We start from the raw sequence: 19,197 nt of genomic DNA on the forward strand, positions 1-19,197 counted from the left end.
AGTAGAAGACATACTGGTAGAAATTTTAAGTTATTTTAGTTCTATATATAATGCTAGTTATATAAAAGCTAGTTTGAAAAAGTAAAAAACACCTTACTTGTCCTGATTTTTAGGATAGTTAAGGTGTGTTTCTTTATATTATGTAATGATTTCTTATGGTGCCCATATATTGTAATAAAATAGGACGTGTGAAAGGAGGCAATACCATGAGAATAACATTGGTTTCATTCCTCCATTTCATCATATGGGGCGGGTTTTCAATTGTATTATTATTATCGGACCGTGATAAACTGCATTACAAAGTGTTGCTCTTTTTTGTATTTTTTTATTTAGCTTATGTTATTGCCCATATTATGCTGCACTCTAGAAAAGAGGCATTTTTTTTCACTATTGCAAATAGCATGCTTTTTTTTATAAGTAAGCTATTCTTTTTTACTGGCTAACGTTTATGAAAGTACATTGTTCTTCCATTAAAAAGCTGTAATTCTCCTTCTAATTTTTTTGCTAGAAATCTAGAAAATTCATTAGCTTTACCCTTATCTCCAAATGTTGCAGAAGGGGGCAATGTAATTTGTACAAAAGATTGTTCGTTTTCTGTACCTATTCCTACATAAATAGAATGATAGCGTTCATGATTTGCCTTTAGATAGAGAGTTGTTTCCGATGTATCAACTATTTCATATGGAAAGGCAGTATTTGAGTATGTAAAGCCTATTTGTTGGCCTGTTTGAGCTGTAATCGTTTTATAATAATGAAAGAGCTGTTTTACATCGTCTAATGAGATAGATTGCTGTTTTGACTTTGGGACAAGTTTAATAAATGCATCTTGCATGATAAGCCTCCTAATGACATAATATAGCACTATTTTAACATTGTTACAAATTTTTTGACAATTGGAAAGGGATATCCTCTTTTTTGTTTAATATATACAATATGGAAAAACCAAGAAGAAAGGAGAGTAAGAGACGATGTTTGAAAAATTATATGATGAACATGAAAAGGCAAAGGTCCGTTTTCTTGGTTTCATGACAAATGAGACTCGGTATGACTTTGGTGTAGTGTATACAACTATGTTTTTTGGTAAACCGCTTGTTATTTGTATGCAAACTGGTCGATCAACTCTTCTTGGGCAGGATGATATCGAAGATGTGCAACATTTACAAGCTGTTTTTAAATTAAAAACAGGTGAAGAAGCAGCAGATCTAGCGCAGTTTTTTAAGTTTTTGCTACCACCTACATCTGTGCATGCTGAACATGAGGAATAATTGCTAAAAAGCAGTCGTAATAATAAATATACGACTGCTTTTTATTATAAATATTTCATACTAATGTGGGTGGAAAATAATTAGTATGACATAATTAAAAACTATTGACGAAAAAAGTATAACATATTAAAATAAAGACAGAAAGTTAAGCGGTTACAAAAAGTTTTGGGGATTATAATAACAGGGGGAATTTTAAAATGGGAACTATCGTATGTCAAATTTGTGAGAATACAATTGCACATTTTGAGGATGAAAAAGTAACGGTATTATACGGAAAATGTAGCTCTAAATGTGATTGTGAGAATAAAGAGCATACTAAAGCCCAATAAATAAAGGAGCGCCTGCATATGCAGGCGTTTTTTAGTGAACTGAAGTAGTGTGTCCAACTGTTGCAATAATGGCATCATCACGAATTGGAATGAGATCGAGTTTTGTTTGCATTTTCTTCTCAGAAGCAAATTGACTCATCATACGGCTATCTATACGTGTTAGAGAGTCTGTTAAGTATGCCGATAAAAAAGCGAAAGGGACACGTTTTTGATTGAGTAAATCAATAATTTGATGTTCCGTTTTTACACCAACTCCATGACCGTAAAAAAAGAAATTTCCTAAATGAATCGCATTTTCACCTTGCCACTCAATTGTTGCCGGGTTTACTTGTGGGTTTTTAAAATAAACAAGATCACCAGGAACAATCTCTCCCCCAGTTTTTGTGATTAGTTTCAAATCCTTATCATAGTCCCATGTATATAAGAGTAGGTTTGCAAACAAACGATTAAACGTTTCTTCATCATATAGCGCTAATAGCGATTTATAGAAGATAATAATCATTGCGGTTGCACATTCTGTTCCGTACTTTTTACCATTTACAAAAATATCACGAATTGCGAAAGAGGGTAACACATTGGGACGAAGTTGAAAGCCTCCTAAATGAGTACGTTCCCAAAATTCAGGATTACAGTAAGATTGCCCAAATGTACGGAATTGCAGTCCACCTTGAAATAACTCTAGAGCAGAAGTGATGATATAAACACGTATGTTTATATCAAAATTTAACTCATATAATGTTTGAAAGGTATATACTTCTTGGTTTCCTGTCATTATCTCTAAAATTTTTTGTTTTTCCGCAAAGAATGGTTCGTTTTCACTTTTTATATATGGATGCACAATGGAACGCCCAATTACAATCATAAAATCCCACCTATATGTTTACGTTCTTTTTACTTTGTACTTATACACAGTAGGGCTCCCATCTCAAAATTTTAATGTGATAAAGGTGTTAGATAAGAGAGCCATTGCCTGTAATAGTCCTATTGGTAGTGTTAACCAGCAGTAAAAAACAAACTAATGGAAGTATTACTTTATATCGTATGAATAGGCGGTTAAAGAGTGCATAAGAAAAACACTGTGAAAACAAAGTGTATATAATTGTAAAGAAAAAATCCCACTTCACAAATATGAAGTGGGATTGGTATTATTCACTAATTGGCTTATATTCTTTAATGACACGCAGTGTTTGTAATGTCATATCTTCAGGGCCTTGTACAGGTAATCCTGCTTCTAAATTTTTTTGAACATAGTCCAAGTTTTCTTGTGTAATAATTTCACCAGGGGTAAAAATTGGAATGCCTGGTGGATAGACCATAACGAAATCTGCTATAATGCGGCCGGCCGCTTCTGCAAAAGGAACAACTTCTGTTTCAGAATAAAAGGCATCACGTGGTGATAGCGCAAGTACAGGAATTGCTGGAATTTCGACTTGTACTTGTACGCCTTTATCTGCACTATATTTAAATGTAGCAGACAAATCATGCAGTGCGTGTACCAATAGATTTGTTTCTTCTTCTGTATCTCCAAGTGTAACAAGACATAAGATATTATATAAATCAGAAAGCTCTACTTCTATATTATAATGCTCTCTTAACCATAGCTCGGCATCGTGTCCTGTAATTCCTAATTCTTTTACAGAAATGATGAGTTTTGTTGGATCATAATTAAATGTTGCATCTGTTCCTAATAGTTCTTTGCCAGGACAATATAGATGTTCAATCTCATTTACCTGTTGTCGTACATTTTCTGCTAATTGAATTGTTTTCGTAATAATCTCTCGTCCTTCTGTTGCAAGTCGCTTTCTTGCAACATCAAGTGAAGCTAGTAAAATATATGACGTTGAAGTTGTTGTAAGCATACTAATAATAGATTGAACATGCTTTACATTTACAAGCCCCTCTTTTACATTCAAAATAGAGCTTTGTGTCAATGAACCGCCTAATTTATGAACGCTTGTTGCTGCCATATCTGCACCAGCTTGCATTGCAGACATCGGTAGTTCATCATGAAAATGAATATGAACACCATGAGCTTCGTCCACTAAAACAGGTATATTATAAGAATGAACTAACTCGACAATTTGCTGCAAGTCGGCTGCAAAACCAAAATATGTTGGATTAATGACAAGTAATCCTTTTGCATCAGGATGTGCTTCAAGTGCTTTTTTTACAGAAGGAATTGTAATTCCATGTGAAATTCCTAATGTTGGATCAATTTCTGGATGAATAAAAATCGGTTTTGCACCTGAAAAGATAATCGCTGACATAACAGATTTATGAACGTTACGTGGTACGATAATTTTATCTCCAGGACCACAAACACTCATTACCATCGTCATAATTGCTCCACTTGTTCCTTGTACAGAAAAAAACGTATGATCAGCGCCGAATGCTTTTGCTGCTAAATCTTGTGCTTGCTTAATCATACCTTTTGGGTGATGTAAATCATCGAGCGGTGCAATATTAATTAAATCAATTGATAATGCATTATGCCCAATAAATTCGCGGAATTCAGGATCCATTCCTTGACCTTTTTTATGGCCTGGGATATGGAATTGGATTGGATTGCGCTTGCTGTGCTCTTTTAAAGCAGTAAACAATGGTGTTTCGTATTGGGACAATTTATACACCCCTTCTTCTAAATTATTATTAATATTTATTAGTTTTGTTTTATGTTTATCCTGTTCCACTAAACAATAGTAGAGAGAAGGTCTACGCTACTAATTGAAGGATCACTTTATGTTCTACAAAACAAAAGCATTATATCACCTATATTGAAAGATGTATAGAAAAATAATAATGGTAATTATCATTTTTTACGTAGGAAGCTTAATACGTGACTGAATAAGAAATAGTGTATAATGGAAAGAGGAATTGCTATGGAAATGCCTTTAGGCGTATTAGCTTGGGTTGTACAGAAGAATTGAATGGATAACCCCTTAAAGTATTAAAGAACAGAGCATAATGGTTTTGTATGGGTTAGATAAGTGGAGGGAAGAATGAAAGCTATCCCAACTAAGTAAGAGTTTATCCTGCTATTCGCGAATAATAATAGCCAAAATCACAATGTTTTGAGAAAATAAGGATGATCGGTGCGGACTATTGCTCGTAAAAGCCCATACCGAAGTTCTACTTTATAGCACGTATGATATGAAGGGGAACATAGAGTGAAATGGAATAAATGAGGTGTTATTATGGAATATCAATATCCAATTGATTATGACTGGTCAACGGAAGAAATGGTTGCAGTAATTAAATTTTATGAAGCAATTGAGCAAGCTTATGAGAAAGGGTTGAAAAGAGAAAATCTTATGAGTTTGTATCGCCAGTTTAAAGAAATTGTACCAGGGAAAGCAGTAGAAAAGAAAATCGACAAAGAATTTCAAGAAGTGAGTGGTTATTCCATTTATCGAACAATTCAAAAGGCGAAAAATTTAGAAGAAGAAGATATCGTAAAGATGTAAAAATTTTTTGAAAAATATAACATGAAGTGTTATAATGGGATAACAACTAAAAACGGACAATACATGTATTGTCCGTTTTGCTTTATCGATTACAAATATTATATAAAGGAAGGAGTGAGTGTAGCGTTGCTTCGATTTTTTTGATAAATTGTTCATCAGTAAGATTGGTAAACTCTTCTGGAGACATGTGAACTCCCACTAATAACTCTGCTTTTTTTACGGTAGATAACCGCTCGATCATTTTCTGTAACTCTTCTAACTGAAGGGTATCGTGTAATTTTACATCAGGCTTAGTGTGGTCAATGGACCAAACGAAATCATTTGGTATATTCTCTTTTAAATCATTTAAATGTTTTAAAAAGGCATGAGCCGTTTCCACTTTTTGTGGGCACTCATAAATTAAACCAAAGTATATAAAAGCATGTGTACCCCATAATCCAATTTGAAAATGTGGCAACATTTTATATCCGCGTTTATTTGTTGAAAATGCAACCCAAGTATCGTTTGGTGGATTGACTTTACGACGTGCGTGTTTTGCTACATGATAGAAAAAGGATTCACCAGTTTCTTTCGTTAAGAAATGGGCAAATTGTTCGCCTAGGGCTTCTAACTTCGGGTGAATGTTCATTTTAATTGCAGCCATTCTTTCTTCCAGGCCATCTACAGAGAACACTGTAAAATCTTTTTCTTTAAAAGTTTTTGATGTCATGGTTGTTCCTCCAACTCCTAGTTTGTTTCTATTCTAGCATAGCTTGTACAATTCATAAAAAAGACACGTATAAAAAATTTTCAGATAAAAATATAAATTAGTTGCATAGATGATTTATCCCACATAATATAGTATAAAACAAAAAATCAGAAAATTAAGTAAATTTTAGGTTGAGGGCAAACGAATATTGGGAGGAGGCAAACGAATATGAGACAGGTAATTAATGCGTTAAAAAGAACAGATGCGGAGAAGAGAATTCCGGTGTTACGTTTAGAGTTAGATTATGAATTAGCAACTCTATATGATGCTATGATGGAAAATGATGATATGAAAAAAGAAGAGTGTATGAAAAAATTAGAATTGTTAAGACTTGAAATGATCCGGTTAGAAGCGTAATAATAGTGTATGTATAAAAATTTAGTTGGTGCGAACCTTATAAAGGGTTCGTTTTTTCTGTGAACTGTACAGATCGGAGTGTTTAAATATGCAAGAGGTATGGAAAGAAATTGATGTGTACGCAAAACAATGGATAAAGGAAGCTGGACAGCACCTTATTTCATCATTGAAGCAATCCCTTATTATCGAAACGAAGTCAAATGCCTCGGATTTAGTAACGAATATGGATCGAGAAATTGAACAGTTTTTTATTGAGAAAATTAAAGATACATTTCCAGAACATTATATTCTTGGAGAAGAAGGATATGGAGATGAGTTAGCTTCATCTGATGGGGTTGTATGGTTAATTGATCCGATTGATGGTACGACGAATTTTGTTCATCAAAAGCGAAATTTTGCAATTTCAATTGGTATATATGAGAATGGTATTGGAAAAATTGGTCTCGTATATGATCCGGTTCATGATGAGTTATATCATGCGCAAAAAGGTGCAGGAGCATTTTGTAATGATATAGAAATTCCATTGTTGCAGCCGAGTCAAGTGTCTTTAGGTGTTGTTGCTGTAAATGCAACGTGGCTTACTGATAATCCTCGCCTTGATATGAGAAAGATGGCGCAGCTTGTAAAAAAGGCAAGAGGAACACGTTCGTATGGTTGTGCAGCACTTGAAATGGTATATGTAGCGACAGGAAGATTGGATGCGTATGTGACGCCTCGTTTATCTCCATGGGATTTCGGCGGAGGAATGATTATTGTAGAAGAGGTTGGAGGCAAAGTAACGACCTTTAATGGTGATCCACTTCGAATTATTGAGAAGAGTAGCGTTCTCGTTGCAAGACCTGGTGTATATGAAGAGGTATTACAATATGTACAATAAGAGTATAAAATCCATAGAAAAAACAAAAAAGTAAGAGGCATAGAAAATCGCTTCTTACTTTTTGTTGTTATTGTAGTTTTCGCATTTTTCTTTTTGTCACAAAACCGTATCCGATTGTAGAAATCGTACCAATAATGCAAATAATAACACCGATTGGACTATTCTCAGCAATCATAATTCCGATACCAATCATAAAAATAACACCAATGATCGCTGTTAATAAAAAGCGATATTGAATCTGTTCCATATATTTCACCCTCCAATCTCATTGTACTTTCACAAAAGTAAGAATACAACTATATTTTCATTCTTGACTTTATTTTGATTGCCATTGTATCCCCTTCGCTCTTATAATAGAGAAGGATTAAAAAGACACTAGGAGTTGGACATGTTGAAAAAACGAGAAGATTTACGAAATATAGCAATTATCGCCCACGTTGACCATGGTAAAACAACACTTGTTGACCAGTTATTACGTCAAGCGGGGACGTTTCGTGCAAATGAGCACGTGGAAGAACGTGCAATGGATTCAAATGATTTAGAAAGAGAACGCGGTATTACTATTTTAGCGAAAAATACAGCGATTCATTATGAAGATAAAAGAATTAACATTTTAGATACACCTGGACACGCTGACTTCGGTGGTGAAGTAGAACGTATCATGAAAATGGTTGACGGTGTTTTACTTGTTGTTGATGCATATGAAGGTTGTATGCCACAAACACGATTTGTGTTAAAGAAAGCACTTGAGCAAAACTTAACTCCAATCGTTGTTGTAAACAAAATTGACCGTGACTTTGCTCGTCCAGACGAAGTAGTTGATGAAGTAATCGACTTATTCATTGAACTTGGTGCAAACGAAAATCAATTAGAATTCCCTGTTGTATTTGCTTCAGCAATGAACGGAACAGCGAGCTTAGATTCAAATCCAGCAAACCAAGAAGAGAATATGAAATCATTATTTGATACAATTGTTGATCATATTCCAGCACCTATCGATAACAGTGAAGAGCCACTTCAATTCCAAGTAGCACTTCTTGATTATAATGATTATGTAGGTCGTATCGGAGTTGGTCGTATATTCCGCGGTACAATGAAAGTAGGACAACAAGTTGCATTAATGAAGGTTGATGGAAGTGTAAAACAATTCCGTGTAACAAAATTATTTGGTTACATGGGATTAAAACGTCAAGAAATTGAAGAAGCAAAAGCTGGAGACCTAGTAGCTGTTTCTGGTATGGAAGACATTAACGTTGGTGAAACGGTATGTCCAGTTGAACATCAAGAGGCATTGCCGTTATTACGTATTGATGAGCCGACACTACAAATGACATTCCTTGTAAATAACAGCCCATTTGCAGGTCGTGAAGGTAAATATATTACATCTCGTAAAATTGAAGAGCGTCTTCGTTCACAATTAGAAACAGATGTGAGCTTACGTGTAGATAATACAGAATCTCCTGATGCATGGATTGTATCTGGACGTGGAGAGTTACACTTATCTATCTTAATTGAAAACATGCGTCGTGAAGGTTATGAACTTCAAGTATCTAAGCCTGAAGTAATTATTAAAGAGGTTGATGGCGTAAGATGTGAGCCTGTAGAGCGCGTACAAATCGATGTGCCTGAAGAATACACTGGTTCTATCATGGAATCGATGGGTGCACGTAAAGGTGAAATGTTAGACATGGTGAATAACGGAAACGGTCAAGTTCGCCTTACTTTCATGGTCCCAGCACGTGGTTTAATTGGTTACACGACAGAATTCCTAACATTAACTCGTGGTTATGGTATTTTAAACCATACATTCGATTGCTACCAACCAGTACATGCTGGACAAGTTGGTGGACGTCGCCAAGGTGTTCTTGTTTCACTTGAAACAGGAAAAGCATCACAATACGGTATTATGCAAGTTGAAGATCGCGGTGTAATCTTTGTTGAACCAGGTACAGAAGTATATTCTGGTATGATTGTTGGAGAACATACACGTGAGAATGATTTAACAGTTAACGTTGTAAAAATGAAACAACAAACTAACATTCGTTCTGCGACGAAAGATCAAACTTCAACAATGAAAAAACCACGCTTAATGACTTTAGAAGAATCATTAGAGTACTTAAACGAGGATGAGTTCTGTGAAGTAACTCCAGAATCAATTCGTCTTCGTAAAAAGATTCTTGATAAGAGTGAGCGCGAAAGAGCTGCTAAGAAAAAGAAATCTGTAGAAGCTTAAGTAATATAGAGCTGCCTTTTGATAAAAGGCAGCTTTTTTATTGTGATTATTTTTTGAAAATTCGATTTTTGTTGTGGACAGTACTTTTTTTGCAGGGTACTCTTATAATAGGTAAATTGGAAATGAAATAGAAGGAGTCGTTATTCATCTGCGTGAGTAAGGGGGAGAAATGTAGTGCTTGAAAAAATGTCATTTTTTGCGAAGTTGTACAATGTAGATGTCAATCCAGAAGTAGGGATGTGGTTGCTTTACGGTACCATTATTATATTCAGCATTATTGTTTATAATTTAGGGTTTGCTAGAAAATTACCTTTATTAAAGAATGTAGTAATTTATACTGTATTAATACTTGGTTGTACTATTTTAACGTTTTTTGCTATCTTTCTACCAATAGGAGAGGGACTTGTTGTAGCAATTATTATACTTGGTATATATAAGTTGCGTTTACGTCAAGCGAAACAACAAAAAGTAAGCTAAAGGGGTAATGTAAGATGCGTTCTGTGCAAGATGCATTATATAATTGGTTAACGATTAAAATTGTTGCAGAAGCTCGTCCGTATGATGAGGCTGCGCAAGAAACATATATGTTTTTTCATAATATGTTACATGAAGATTATCAGTTGAAGCATGTTACGGTAGAAAAAAAAGAAGACATGTATTTTGTTACATATGAAAAAGAGGGAGAAAAGAAAGCTACTCGGTTTCCACTTGAGTTAGTTGATTGTTTTTTAGACCAGATGAACCGTGAGCCAGAAAAATACAAATAAGCTCTTATCATATTTGATAAGAGCTTATTTGCATAGTGCACATAGTAGATGGCTCTCAGTCTACTATAGAGTGATGTTTGCTTTATTTCGCTATTTTCGTACAGCAAGGTTCTAATTGGTGATGGAAGTTTGACTTTATTACTACCATTGTGTAAGAGAACCAGAGAAAGATGGTAAGTGGAAAATCTATTTTCAAAAACGGATGGTTCTAACGATAAGGATTAATTTTACGATAATTATCGGTATTTCGTTGTGTGTACAATTGTTTTTAACAAAATTCCCATGGTTATTCCACTTGTAATTTCAGCATATACTCCTTTTAGTAGATCACCATTCATCTTCTATTGCCTTATCACGATACACTCTAAAATGTCCTGTTGCTTTTCGTTCTATAGTACGTTCTGTAATTCGATCCGTACATTGCTTGCACATATATGTATGAATAGGACGGTTACGAAGCCGTTTTGCTACTGGATTTTCATCGTTTAAATCTTCTTTTTTATCGCAAAGAATACATTTGACTCTCATTTTGTCACCTCAGCACAAGTTCTATCGTACTTTAGTATATCATGGGTACTAGATATTTTTGAACTATAGAAGGAAAAATAAATATTTTCGCAATTTGAAAAATAGGTTATTATATAAAGTGAAACAACTATCAGTGGGAAGTTTGAATTCTTACTGATGGGAAATTGAACCGCATGGGCTAGAGTCCCGCTTTCTTAGTTTCTTACATTCTTGCAGTGGGAGTCTTATTGCTTATTAGAGCGGAATAAGTATAGATGATTATGGAGGTGGAAATATGGCAAACATAGTAGAACCAACATTAACAGCTATCTTAATGCAAGCGTTGCGTGAAGAACGTATTGTAACAATTGCAACGACTGATTTTGAAAAAAGTGTTCCTAATGTAAGTGCAATTTCATGGGTATATGCAATGGATGAAAAATCTATTCGTTTTGCAGTGGATCAACGCTCGCGTATTGTAGAGAATTTACGTCACCATGCAGGACTTGTTCTTACTGTTATGGCGAATGAATCTGTATATTCTATTAGTGGTGAAGCGATTATAAAATCAGAGCGGATGGAAGGTGTGCCGCTTAAATTAACATTAATTGAAGTTTCTGTGCAAGAGGTTCGTGACGTAATGTTTTACGGTGCGAAGCTTACTATTGAGCCAAAATATGAAAAAACATACGATCTTCGCGCTGCGGCAAAATTAGATAACCAAGTTTTGACGGCAGTGAGAGAGTTGTGAAAAAAGGATGGGCAGCAAAGAAAGTTGTTCATCCTTTTTCTTTATCCCGTTCTTTGCAAACAGTAAGCCTCTTGCTTTAAGACACTAAGAAAATAAAGAAGATAGGTAAGGTAACTGCTGGCAACTATATGAAGAGGATGAAAAAATCATTTTTGGAAGTTCCACTTTATATTTCAAGTGATTTCTATTCTATCTCGTTTGTACCGTACATATAATTATAACAATGGTTCGTCCATAGTATGGATGAAACCCTTGTTCTACAAATTTTATGGTGGAGTCAGGGGGGGAAAGGTTGAGTAAAATTTATGTGCTAGATACGAATGTGCTTTTGCAGGATCCGTTATCTATTTTTTCTTTTGAAAATAATGATGTAGTCATTCCGGCTGTTGTGCTAGAAGAAGTAGATTCAAAGAAACGTTATATGGATGAAGTCGGAAGAAATGCACGCTACGTATCAAAACTAATAGATAAATTTCGTGAACTTGGAAAACTGCACGAAAGTATTCCTCTCGAAAATGGAGGGACGTTTCGGATTGAGCTAAATCATCGTTCATTTGTTCAATTACAAGATATTTTCGTAGAGAAAACAAATGATAATCGTATTTTAGCTGTTGCCAAAAATTTATCATTAGAAGAGCAAGAAAAAGAAGATGGAAAATCTGTCATCCTTGTAAGTAAAGATGTACTTGTAAGAGTAAAGGCGGATGCTCTAGGTTTACAAGCTGAAGATTATTTAAGTGATCGTGTTACTGAAGTAGAAAACATATATACGGGCTTCTTAGAGTATTACATACAAAAAGATATTTTAAACCGTTTTTATGAAAAAGGAGAGCTGCCTCTTTCTGAAATTGCGAATCATCCGTTTTATCCAAATCAATTTATTGTGATGAAGGATGCTTTGGGGGGATCAAGTTCAGCTCTTGGCATTGTTGATCATTCAGGGAAAAAAATAAAAAAGCTTATTTTTCCGAATGAGCAAATTTGGGGGATTCGTCCTCGAAATGTACAGCAAATTATGGGGATGGAATTATTATTACGTGAAGATATTCCTCTTGTTACATTGACTGGGAAAGCGGGAACTGGGAAGACATTATTGGCATTAGCTGCGGGGCTTATGCAAACAGAAGATTTAGGAATGTATAAAAAGCTACTTGTAGCAAGGCCGATTGTTCCAGTTGGAAAAGATATTGGATATTTACCAGGAGAGAAAGCAGAGAAGTTAAGACCTTGGATGCAACCTATTCATGATAATTTAGAATATTTATTTAATACAAAAAAACCTGGAGAATTAGATGCCATTTTAGCGGGGATGGGCTCAATTGAAGTGGAAGCTTTAACATACATTCGCGGACGGAGTATACCAGAGCAGTTTATTATTATAGATGAAGCGCAAAATTTAACAAAACATGAAGTAAAGACAATCTTAACGCGTGTTGGAGAGAAAAGTAAAATTGTTTTAATGGGAGATCCGCAACAAATTGACCATCCGTATTTAGATGAATATAATAACGGTTTAACATATGTGGTAGAAAAGTTTAAAGAACAAAAAATTAGTGGACATGTGAAATTTGTGAAAGGAGAGCGCTCTAATTTAGCGCAACTAGCAGCGGATTTATTGTGAGGGAGAGTGGTGAAAAGCCACTCTTATTTGTTTATCCTGCTATTCACGGGACCTCGAGATTATGAAAAAGAAGAAAGATGGCGGATAACGGTTCGGAAAAGTCTGATTGGTGAAGCTTTCTATCAGTGGGGGACGAAACTCCCCCTACTGATAGAAGTTTCATTTTAAACGATGGTAAACTTTCGAATATATCGAATTGGATCGTTGATATTAGAATTATCTCCAAAATAAAGATGAACAGGACCATCTTCTTTTAGAGGCTTTCCGTTTTTAGAAAAACCGAGAATAGCATCCTTTGCTTTTTGTAGTGAAATAGTTGTGATGCCGGTTTCTGTATGAATTTCTACATGAGTTGCATCGCTGGAAATTTCAGCGTTTTGTAAAAAAGGTAAAAATGGCATACCAAATGTCCCTGTAATAATTTTCTCTTTTTCAAATCTTGCAATGCTTTTATTGACAGGCGGGAAAATAGCCCCTTCTCTAATTTCGCGATCCCAATGTTTAGATGCTTGCTCAGTATAATGTGCTAATTCATTTGTAGTTTCTTTTGGATTTGTAAAGTATGTTGTTAAGTCAACTTTTCGATCATCAAAAATCCAGACACTTGGATCAATTGTAATTGGAAAGCGTACATTTCCATTAATAAATAAAATTTCACTCATTATTGTTCCCCCATTTGTCTTATACTCCCACTTTTCAGTATAATAGGACTAAGGACAATTGTCACAGGAAATGTTTCTATTGCAATTTATGAAAACTATCGCTAATATTAATAGATAGGATAGGAGAGTAGGACGGAAACGGAGGGAACCAATTTGACGTCTGAGACAGTAACAAATCATCAGGAAAAGGCACTTGCCCTTCTACAAGCTGATGCAGAGAAAATTCTAAGACTTATTAAGGTGCAAATGGATCACCTTACGATGCCGCAATGTCCATTGTACGAAGAGGTGCTCGATACACAAATGTTTGGATTATCCCGTGAAGTTGATTTTGCGGTTCGTCTTGGTCTCATTGCGGAGGAGCAAGGTAAGGAAATATTAGGAGAATTAGAACGAGAGCTATCGGCACTGCATGAAGCTTTTACAAACAAACAATAATAGCTGGTTCAAATAAGGAGCTCAAACTGAATCAGTTTGAGCTTTTTGGTGCAAAAAAATGATTTTCCTGAAAAGCAGGAAGAACACAAATACATATGGAATACAACTGTTAAAAAAGAAAAGAGAAAGAGGATTTTGAATGAAAAGAGTTTGGAAGTCCATAGATTATTCTTTAGTGCTTCCTCTTGTTATCGTATGCGTGCTCGGGGTTATTATGGTTTATAGCGCTAGTTCAATCGTAGCGATTACAAAATATGGATACGCGAGCGATTACTTTTTTCGTTCGCAGCTTAAAAAGCAAATATTAGGGACAATCATATTATGTGTTGTTATGTCCCTTCCTTTTCAATTCTGGAGAAAACGAATTGTTAACGTTTTTATTGTTTTTGGTAGTATTCTAATGCTCTGTTTAGTATTGTGGAAAGGAAAGGTTGTAAACAATGCTCAAGCATGGATATTTGGAATGCAGCCAGCTGAGTTTATAAAAGTTGGTGTTATCGTTGTATCAGCTCGCTTTTTGGCAAAACGTCAAGAGACGGATACACCAATTTGGCATGGAGCAGGTAGTACGACAATTTTTTTAGTTTTAACCTTTTTGTTAATTTATAAGCAGCCAGATTTAGGAACGGCTCTATTAATTTTAGGAACAGTTGGAATTATGTTCCTCTGTTCAGGTATACAAATTGGACGCTGGATAAAGCGTGTTACTCTGTCATCTGTTATTTGGGCACCGCTATTATATTTCATTGGTAAACATAGTTTATCACCAGTTCAGATTGCCCGAATTACAACAGCAATCAATCCCTTTAATGATCCGCAAGGTAAAGGCTTCCAATTGGTTAATTCATTTGTTGCAATTGCTTCAGGTGGAGTTAGTGGACGAGGATTAGGAAATAGCATTCAAAAGTACGGCTATTTACCAGAGCCACATACAGATTTTATTATGGCAATCGTTTCGGAAGAACTTGGTTTTATAGGCGTGGCGATTATCTTAATCGCATTATTAGTGATTGTAATTCGTTCTTTTCGAATTGCTCAAAAATGTAAAGATCCATTTGGGAGTTTTTTGGCGATTGGCATAGGAAGTATGATAGGTGTGCAAACTGTTGTAAATTTAGGTGGAATTACAGGGTTATTGCCACTTACTGGTGTACCGGTTCCGTTTATCAGTTTCGGAGGAAGTTCTTTATTAGCGAATTTACTAGCAATGGGGATTTTATTAAATGTAGCTAGTTCTGTAAAACAACAAGAAAATAGAGTTGAGCAACAGCCTAAACAAGAGAGACATCTCGTTGTTGTAAAATAAAGAAGCTTTGTATAAGTATACAAAGCTTCTTTTTTTACATAATTCCAGAAAAAAACGAACCTATTTTGGTCGTTTTGAATAAAAAGTATATCACATTTAATTAAATGTGTTTTACGAAAAGCTTGGTTGCGTATTGAAATTTATGCTATACTAATTTTGTGAGACAAATTGGACAGAAAGCTTATCATTTGTCTAAAAATAAGGTATGATGAATAAAAATAAAGTGCAGCTTTCGGGTAGTGAATACCACTGCTAGAAGTAAGGTACTTATTCCTGCTAAAGCAGGACAAATTTATGTTGTTATGAATGGTAGAAAAATAGAGGGGGAAAATCATGAAAAAGCTGCAACGTATTCAAAAAGTATTAGTAGCTAACCGCGGTGAAATTGCGATTCGTGTGTTTCGGGCTTGTACAGAATTAGGACTACGCACAGTTGCGATTTACTCGAAAGAAGATAGCGGTTCATATCATCGATATAAAGCAGATGAAGCGTATTTGGTAGGAGAAGGTAAAAAACCAATCGATGCATATCTTGATATTGAAGGTATTATTGAAATCGCAAAACGCAATCATGTTGATGCAATTCACCCAGGATATGGTTTTTTGTCAGAAAATATTGAATTTGCAAAACGTTGTGAAGAAGAAGGTATTATATTTATTGGTCCAAAGAGTAAACATTTAGATATGTTTGGGGATAAAGTGAAGGCCAGAACACAAGCACAATTAGCCAATATTCCTGTCATTCCTGGTAGTGATGGTCCGATAAGTATAATTGAAGAAATAGAGAATTTTGCTAAAACGTATGATTATCCGATTATTATTAAAGCAGCTCTTGGTGGCGGCGGTCGTGGCATGCGTGTCGTACGCAGCGAAGATGAATTAAAAGAAGCATATAACCGTGCGAAATCCGAGGCGAAAGCAGCGTTTGGTAATGATGAAGTATATGTTGAAAAGTTTGTTGAAAATCCAAAGCATATTGAAGTACAAATATTAGCAGATGAACATGGTAATGTCGTTCATTTATATGAGAGAGATTGTTCAGTGCAGCGCCGTCATCAAAAAGTTGTAGAAGTAGCACCAAGTGTGTCTCTTTCAGAAGAACTTCGCAATCGTATTTGTGAAGCTGCAGTTCAATTAACGAAAAATGTCGATTATGTGAACGCAGGGACAGTTGAGTTTCTTGTAAAAGAAAACAATTTCTATTTTATTGAAGTAAATCCACGTGTCCAAGTTGAACATACGATTACAGAAATGATTACAGGCATTGATATCGTTCAATCACAAATTTTGATTGCTGATGGCTATGCTTTACATAGCGAAAAAGTAAGTATTCCAAAACAAGAAGATATAATTACACACGGATTTGCGATTCAATCTCGTGTGACAACAGAAGATCCGCTTAATAACTTCATGCCAGATACAGGGAAAATTATGGCATATCGTTCTGGTGGTGGTTTTGGTGTCCGTTTAGATACAGGGAACAGCTTCCAAGGTGCAGTTATTACACCGTATTATGATTCATTACTTGTAAAAGTAACAACTTGGGCGTTAACGTTTGAACAAGCAGCAGCTAAAATGGAACGTAATTTAAAGGAATTCCGTATTCGTGGTATTAAAACAAATATTCCGTTTCTAGAAAACGTTGTAAAACATAAGAACTTTTTAACAGGAGAATATGATACATCGTTTATCGATTCTTCACCGGAATTATTTGTATTTCCGAAACGAAAAGACCGTGGTACAAAAATGCTATCATACATTGGCACAGTAACAGTCAACGGATTTCCTGGAGTAGGAAAACAAGAAAAACCGATTTTTGCAGAAGCGCGCGTTCCAAATGTGAAATATACTGAACCGATTCCAGCTGGTACGAAGCAAATTTTAGATGAGCGCGGAGCTGATGGATTAGTAAAATGGGTTCAAGAACAAAAACAAGTTTTATTAACGGATACTACATTCCGTGATGCGCATCAGTCATTATTAGCAACACGTATCCGTACACAAGAGTTAGAAAAAATTGCTGAACCAACAGCAAGAATGCTACCGAATTTATTTTCGGCAGAAATGTGGGGCGGAGCAACATTTGATGTCGCGTATCGTTTCTTAAAAGAAGATCCATGGGAACGTTTATTACAATTACGTGAGAGCATGCCAAATGTATTATTCCAAATGCTTCTTCGTGCATCAAATGCAGTAGGATATAAAAACTATCCAGATAACTTAATTCAAAAGTTTGTAGAGTGTTCTGCGCAAGCTGGTATTGATGTATTCCGTATTTTTGATAGTCTAAACTGGGTAGAAGGTATGCGCGTTGCGATTGATGCTGTACGTCAAAACGGTAAAATTGCAGAGGCAACAATGTGTTACACAGGTGATATCCATGATCCGATGCGCAGTAAATATGATTTGAATTACTATAAAAGCTTAGCAAAAGAGTTAGAGGCATCAGGTGCTCATATTTTAGGGATTAAAGATATGGCAGGATTATTAAAACCAAATGCAGCATATGATTTAGTTTCCGCATTAAAAGAGACGGTATCGATTCCGGTTCATCTTCATACGCATGATACGAGCGGAAACGGTGTATTAACATATGCGAAAGCAATTGAAGCTGGAGTTGACATTGTAGACGTTGCAGTAAGCTCTATGGCAGGATTAACATCTCAGCCGAGCGCTAATACGTTGTACTATGCATTAGAAGGAAATGAAAGACAACCGAATGTAGATGTGAAATCTTTAGAGAAGCTCTCTCATTATTGGGAAGATGTTCGTAAATATTATTCTTCATTTGAAAGTGGAATGAATGCACCGCATACAGAAGTGTACATGCATGAAATGCCAGGTGGTCAATATAGTAATCTACAACAACAAGCAAAAGCTGTCGGTTTAGGAGATCGTTTTGATGAAGTGAAAGTGATGTATCGCCGTGTCAACGATATGTTTGGTGATATTGTTAAAGTAACTCCATCGTCAAAAGTAGTGGGTGATATGGCTCTATTTATGGTACAAAATCATTTAACAGAGAAAGATATTTATGAGCGTGGTCACGCATTAGACTTCCCAGGATCAGTTGTAGAAATGTTCTCTGGTGATCTTGGACAACCGTACGGTGGTTTCCCGAAAGAGTTACAAGAAATTATTTTAAAAGGAAAAGAACCTTTAACAGTAAGACCAGGTGAACTGTTAGAACCAATTGATTTTGAAGGGGTAAAAGAAGAGTTATTCCATAAGCTTGGTCGTGAAGTAACGATGTTTGATATTGTAGCGTATGCGTTATATCCGAAAGTATTTATGGACTATCAAAAAGTTGCAGAGCAATATGGAAATATCTCTGTTCTTGATACACCAACATTCTTCTATGGTATGAGACTTGGTGAGGAGATTGGTGTAGAAATTGAACGTGGTAAAACATTGATTGTGAAATTAATTTCGATTGGAGAACCACAATTAGATGGTACGCGTGTTGTCTATTTTGAATTTAATGGACAACCTCGTGAAATTGTTGTAAAAGATGAAAGCGTCAAAGCAACAGTTTCACAACGAGTAAAAGGAAATCGTGAGAATCCAAATCATATTAATGCAACAATGCCGGGAACTGTAATTAAAGTAGTAGTAAATGAAGGCGATATAGTGAAAAAAGGTGATTCCATGGCAATTACAGAAGCGATGAAAATGGAAACAACTGTACAAGCGCCATTTACTGGTACGGTGAAAAAAGTGTATGTGAAAGATGGAGAGGCAATTCAAACAGGTGATTTGCTGATTGAATTGGAACAATAAAATAAAGTGAAACTTCCGTTAGTGGGGGGCTTCGTCCCCAAATGATGGTTAGTTGAACCAATCAGGCATTTACTATCCGTAAATGCGGGATG

At 35.5% G+C, this 19,197-nt stretch carries 21 protein-coding genes; 14 read left to right on the top strand and 7 right to left on the bottom strand.

Going from position 1 to position 19,197, the window contains the following annotated elements:
* Positions 1-206 precede the first annotated feature (206 nt).
* Positions 207-443, top strand: coding sequence for a hypothetical protein (locus tag ACFQZ1_RS19465; RefSeq protein WP_377883837.1), 237 nt, complete (start codon positions 207-209; stop codon positions 441-443).
* Here ACFQZ1_RS19465 and ACFQZ1_RS19470 read toward each other — a convergent pair.
* Positions 440-832: a DUF1885 family protein gene (locus ACFQZ1_RS19470; RefSeq protein ID WP_377883838.1), complete on the bottom strand. Its 393-nt coding sequence runs from the start codon at positions 830-832 to the stop codon at positions 440-442. The genes ACFQZ1_RS19465 and ACFQZ1_RS19470 overlap by 4 nt on opposite strands.
* Before the next feature lie 136 nt (positions 833-968).
* Between ACFQZ1_RS19470 and ACFQZ1_RS19475 the strand changes: the two genes are divergently transcribed.
* The gene (locus ACFQZ1_RS19475; RefSeq protein WP_377883839.1) at positions 969-1,265 is read left to right on the top strand and encodes a DUF3055 domain-containing protein; all 297 of its coding nucleotides are present in this window, start codon (positions 969-971) and stop codon (positions 1,263-1,265) included.
* A 197-nt stretch (positions 1,266-1,462) separates the two neighbouring features.
* Positions 1,463-1,594, top strand: a complete 132-nt coding sequence (locus ACFQZ1_RS19480; RefSeq protein ID WP_377883840.1) for a GapA-binding peptide SR1P — start codon at positions 1,463-1,465, stop codon at positions 1,592-1,594.
* Positions 1,595-1,625: 31 nt separating this feature from the next.
* On the opposite strand, the gene ACFQZ1_RS19485 is transcribed toward ACFQZ1_RS19480, so the two are convergent.
* Positions 1,626-2,456 (bottom strand): protein-glutamine gamma-glutamyltransferase, encoded by an 831-nt coding sequence (locus ACFQZ1_RS19485; RefSeq protein ID WP_377883841.1) that lies wholly within the window; start codon positions 2,454-2,456, stop codon positions 1,626-1,628.
* A 283-nt stretch (positions 2,457-2,739) separates the two neighbouring features.
* A complete protein-coding gene (locus tag ACFQZ1_RS19490; RefSeq protein ID WP_483861720.1) occupies positions 2,740-4,215 on the bottom strand; it encodes an aminotransferase class I/II-fold pyridoxal phosphate-dependent enzyme in 1,476 nt (491 codons plus the stop codon).
* A gap of 573 nt (positions 4,216-4,788) precedes the next feature.
* On the opposite strand from ACFQZ1_RS19490, the gene ACFQZ1_RS19495 reads away from it, so the two are divergent.
* Entirely contained in the window at positions 4,789-5,058 is a 270-nt protein-coding gene (locus ACFQZ1_RS19495) for a UPF0223 family protein (protein WP_377883843.1), read from the top strand.
* Positions 5,059-5,140: 82 nt separating this feature from the next.
* Here the strand turns inward: ACFQZ1_RS19495 and ACFQZ1_RS19500 are convergent, their stop codons facing one another.
* Positions 5,141-5,767, bottom strand: a complete 627-nt coding sequence (locus ACFQZ1_RS19500; protein ID WP_377883844.1) for a YktB family protein — start codon at positions 5,765-5,767, stop codon at positions 5,141-5,143.
* 207 nt (positions 5,768-5,974) lie between these two features.
* Between ACFQZ1_RS19500 and ACFQZ1_RS19505 the strand changes: the two genes are divergently transcribed.
* Together ACFQZ1_RS19505 and ACFQZ1_RS19510 are read left to right on the top strand one after the other, a co-directional pair.
* Positions 5,975-6,163, top strand: coding sequence for a hypothetical protein (locus tag ACFQZ1_RS19505; RefSeq protein ID WP_377883845.1), 189 nt, complete (start codon positions 5,975-5,977; stop codon positions 6,161-6,163).
* Positions 6,164-6,251: 88 nt separating this feature from the next.
* A complete protein-coding gene (locus ACFQZ1_RS19510; RefSeq protein WP_377883846.1) occupies positions 6,252-7,040 on the top strand; it encodes an inositol monophosphatase family protein in 789 nt (262 codons plus the stop codon).
* A gap of 67 nt (positions 7,041-7,107) precedes the next feature.
* Here the strand turns inward: ACFQZ1_RS19510 and ACFQZ1_RS19515 are convergent, their stop codons facing one another.
* Positions 7,108-7,287, bottom strand: a complete 180-nt coding sequence (locus tag ACFQZ1_RS19515; RefSeq protein ID WP_377883847.1) for a DUF5325 family protein — start codon at positions 7,285-7,287, stop codon at positions 7,108-7,110.
* A gap of 141 nt (positions 7,288-7,428) precedes the next feature.
* Here ACFQZ1_RS19515 and typA point away from each other — a divergent pair, with 141 nt between their 5' ends.
* The 3 genes from typA (at position 7,429) to ACFQZ1_RS19530 (ending at position 10,040) form a co-directional block, all read left to right on the top strand.
* A complete protein-coding gene (typA, locus tag ACFQZ1_RS19520) occupies positions 7,429-9,273 on the top strand; it encodes a translational GTPase TypA (RefSeq protein WP_377883848.1) in 1,845 nt (614 codons plus the stop codon).
* 174 nt (positions 9,274-9,447) lie between these two features.
* Positions 9,448-9,750, top strand: coding sequence for a YlaH-like family protein (locus ACFQZ1_RS19525; RefSeq protein ID WP_377883849.1), 303 nt, complete (start codon positions 9,448-9,450; stop codon positions 9,748-9,750).
* A gap of 14 nt (positions 9,751-9,764) precedes the next feature.
* On the top strand, positions 9,765-10,040 hold the full coding sequence (locus ACFQZ1_RS19530) for a hypothetical protein (RefSeq protein ID WP_377883850.1): 276 nt from the start codon (positions 9,765-9,767) through the stop codon (positions 10,038-10,040).
* A gap of 327 nt (positions 10,041-10,367) precedes the next feature.
* Here ACFQZ1_RS19530 and ACFQZ1_RS19535 read toward each other — a convergent pair whose 3' ends face one another.
* Positions 10,368-10,568 carry a YlaI family protein gene (locus ACFQZ1_RS19535; protein ID WP_377883851.1) on the bottom strand — a complete coding sequence of 67 codons (201 nt, stop codon included), beginning with the start codon at positions 10,566-10,568 and terminating at the stop codon, positions 10,368-10,370.
* Between the two features lie 274 nt (positions 10,569-10,842).
* Here ACFQZ1_RS19535 and ACFQZ1_RS19540 point away from each other — a divergent pair, with 274 nt between their 5' ends.
* Both ACFQZ1_RS19540 and ACFQZ1_RS19545 read left to right on the top strand, forming a co-directional pair.
* Positions 10,843-11,298 (top strand): pyridoxamine 5'-phosphate oxidase family protein, encoded by a 456-nt coding sequence (locus ACFQZ1_RS19540; RefSeq protein ID WP_377883852.1) that lies wholly within the window; start codon positions 10,843-10,845, stop codon positions 11,296-11,298.
* Between the two features lie 292 nt (positions 11,299-11,590).
* A complete protein-coding gene (locus ACFQZ1_RS19545) occupies positions 11,591-12,919 on the top strand; it encodes a PhoH family protein (protein ID WP_377883853.1) in 1,329 nt (442 codons plus the stop codon).
* A gap of 164 nt (positions 12,920-13,083) precedes the next feature.
* Here the strand turns inward: ACFQZ1_RS19545 and ACFQZ1_RS19550 are convergent, their stop codons facing one another.
* Complete coding sequence (locus ACFQZ1_RS19550) at positions 13,084-13,581, bottom strand: molybdopterin-binding protein (RefSeq protein ID WP_377883854.1); 498 nt, start codon at positions 13,579-13,581, stop codon at positions 13,084-13,086.
* Positions 13,582-13,734: 153 nt separating this feature from the next.
* Here ACFQZ1_RS19550 and ACFQZ1_RS19555 point away from each other — a divergent pair, with 153 nt between their 5' ends.
* The 3 genes from ACFQZ1_RS19555 to pyc all read left to right on the top strand — a co-directional run bounded on the left by ACFQZ1_RS19555 (position 13,735) and on the right by pyc (position 19,105).
* Positions 13,735-14,019, top strand: coding sequence for an Fpa/YlaN family protein (locus ACFQZ1_RS19555; RefSeq protein ID WP_377883855.1), 285 nt, complete (start codon positions 13,735-13,737; stop codon positions 14,017-14,019).
* 139 nt (positions 14,020-14,158) lie between these two features.
* Positions 14,159-15,325: an FtsW/RodA/SpoVE family cell cycle protein gene (locus ACFQZ1_RS19560; protein ID WP_377883856.1), complete on the top strand. Its 1,167-nt coding sequence runs from the start codon at positions 14,159-14,161 to the stop codon at positions 15,323-15,325.
* A 333-nt stretch (positions 15,326-15,658) separates the two neighbouring features.
* On the top strand, positions 15,659-19,105 hold the full coding sequence (gene pyc, locus ACFQZ1_RS19565; protein WP_377883857.1) for a pyruvate carboxylase: 3,447 nt from the start codon (positions 15,659-15,661) through the stop codon (positions 19,103-19,105).
* The last annotated feature ends 92 nt before the right edge of the window (positions 19,106-19,197 follow it).

The sequence above is a fragment of the Bacillus sp. CGMCC 1.60114 genome (assembly GCF_042676365.1).
In the GTDB taxonomy this organism is placed as follows: Bacteria; Bacillota; Bacilli; order Bacillales; family Bacillaceae_G; genus Bacillus_A; species Bacillus_A rhizoplanae_A.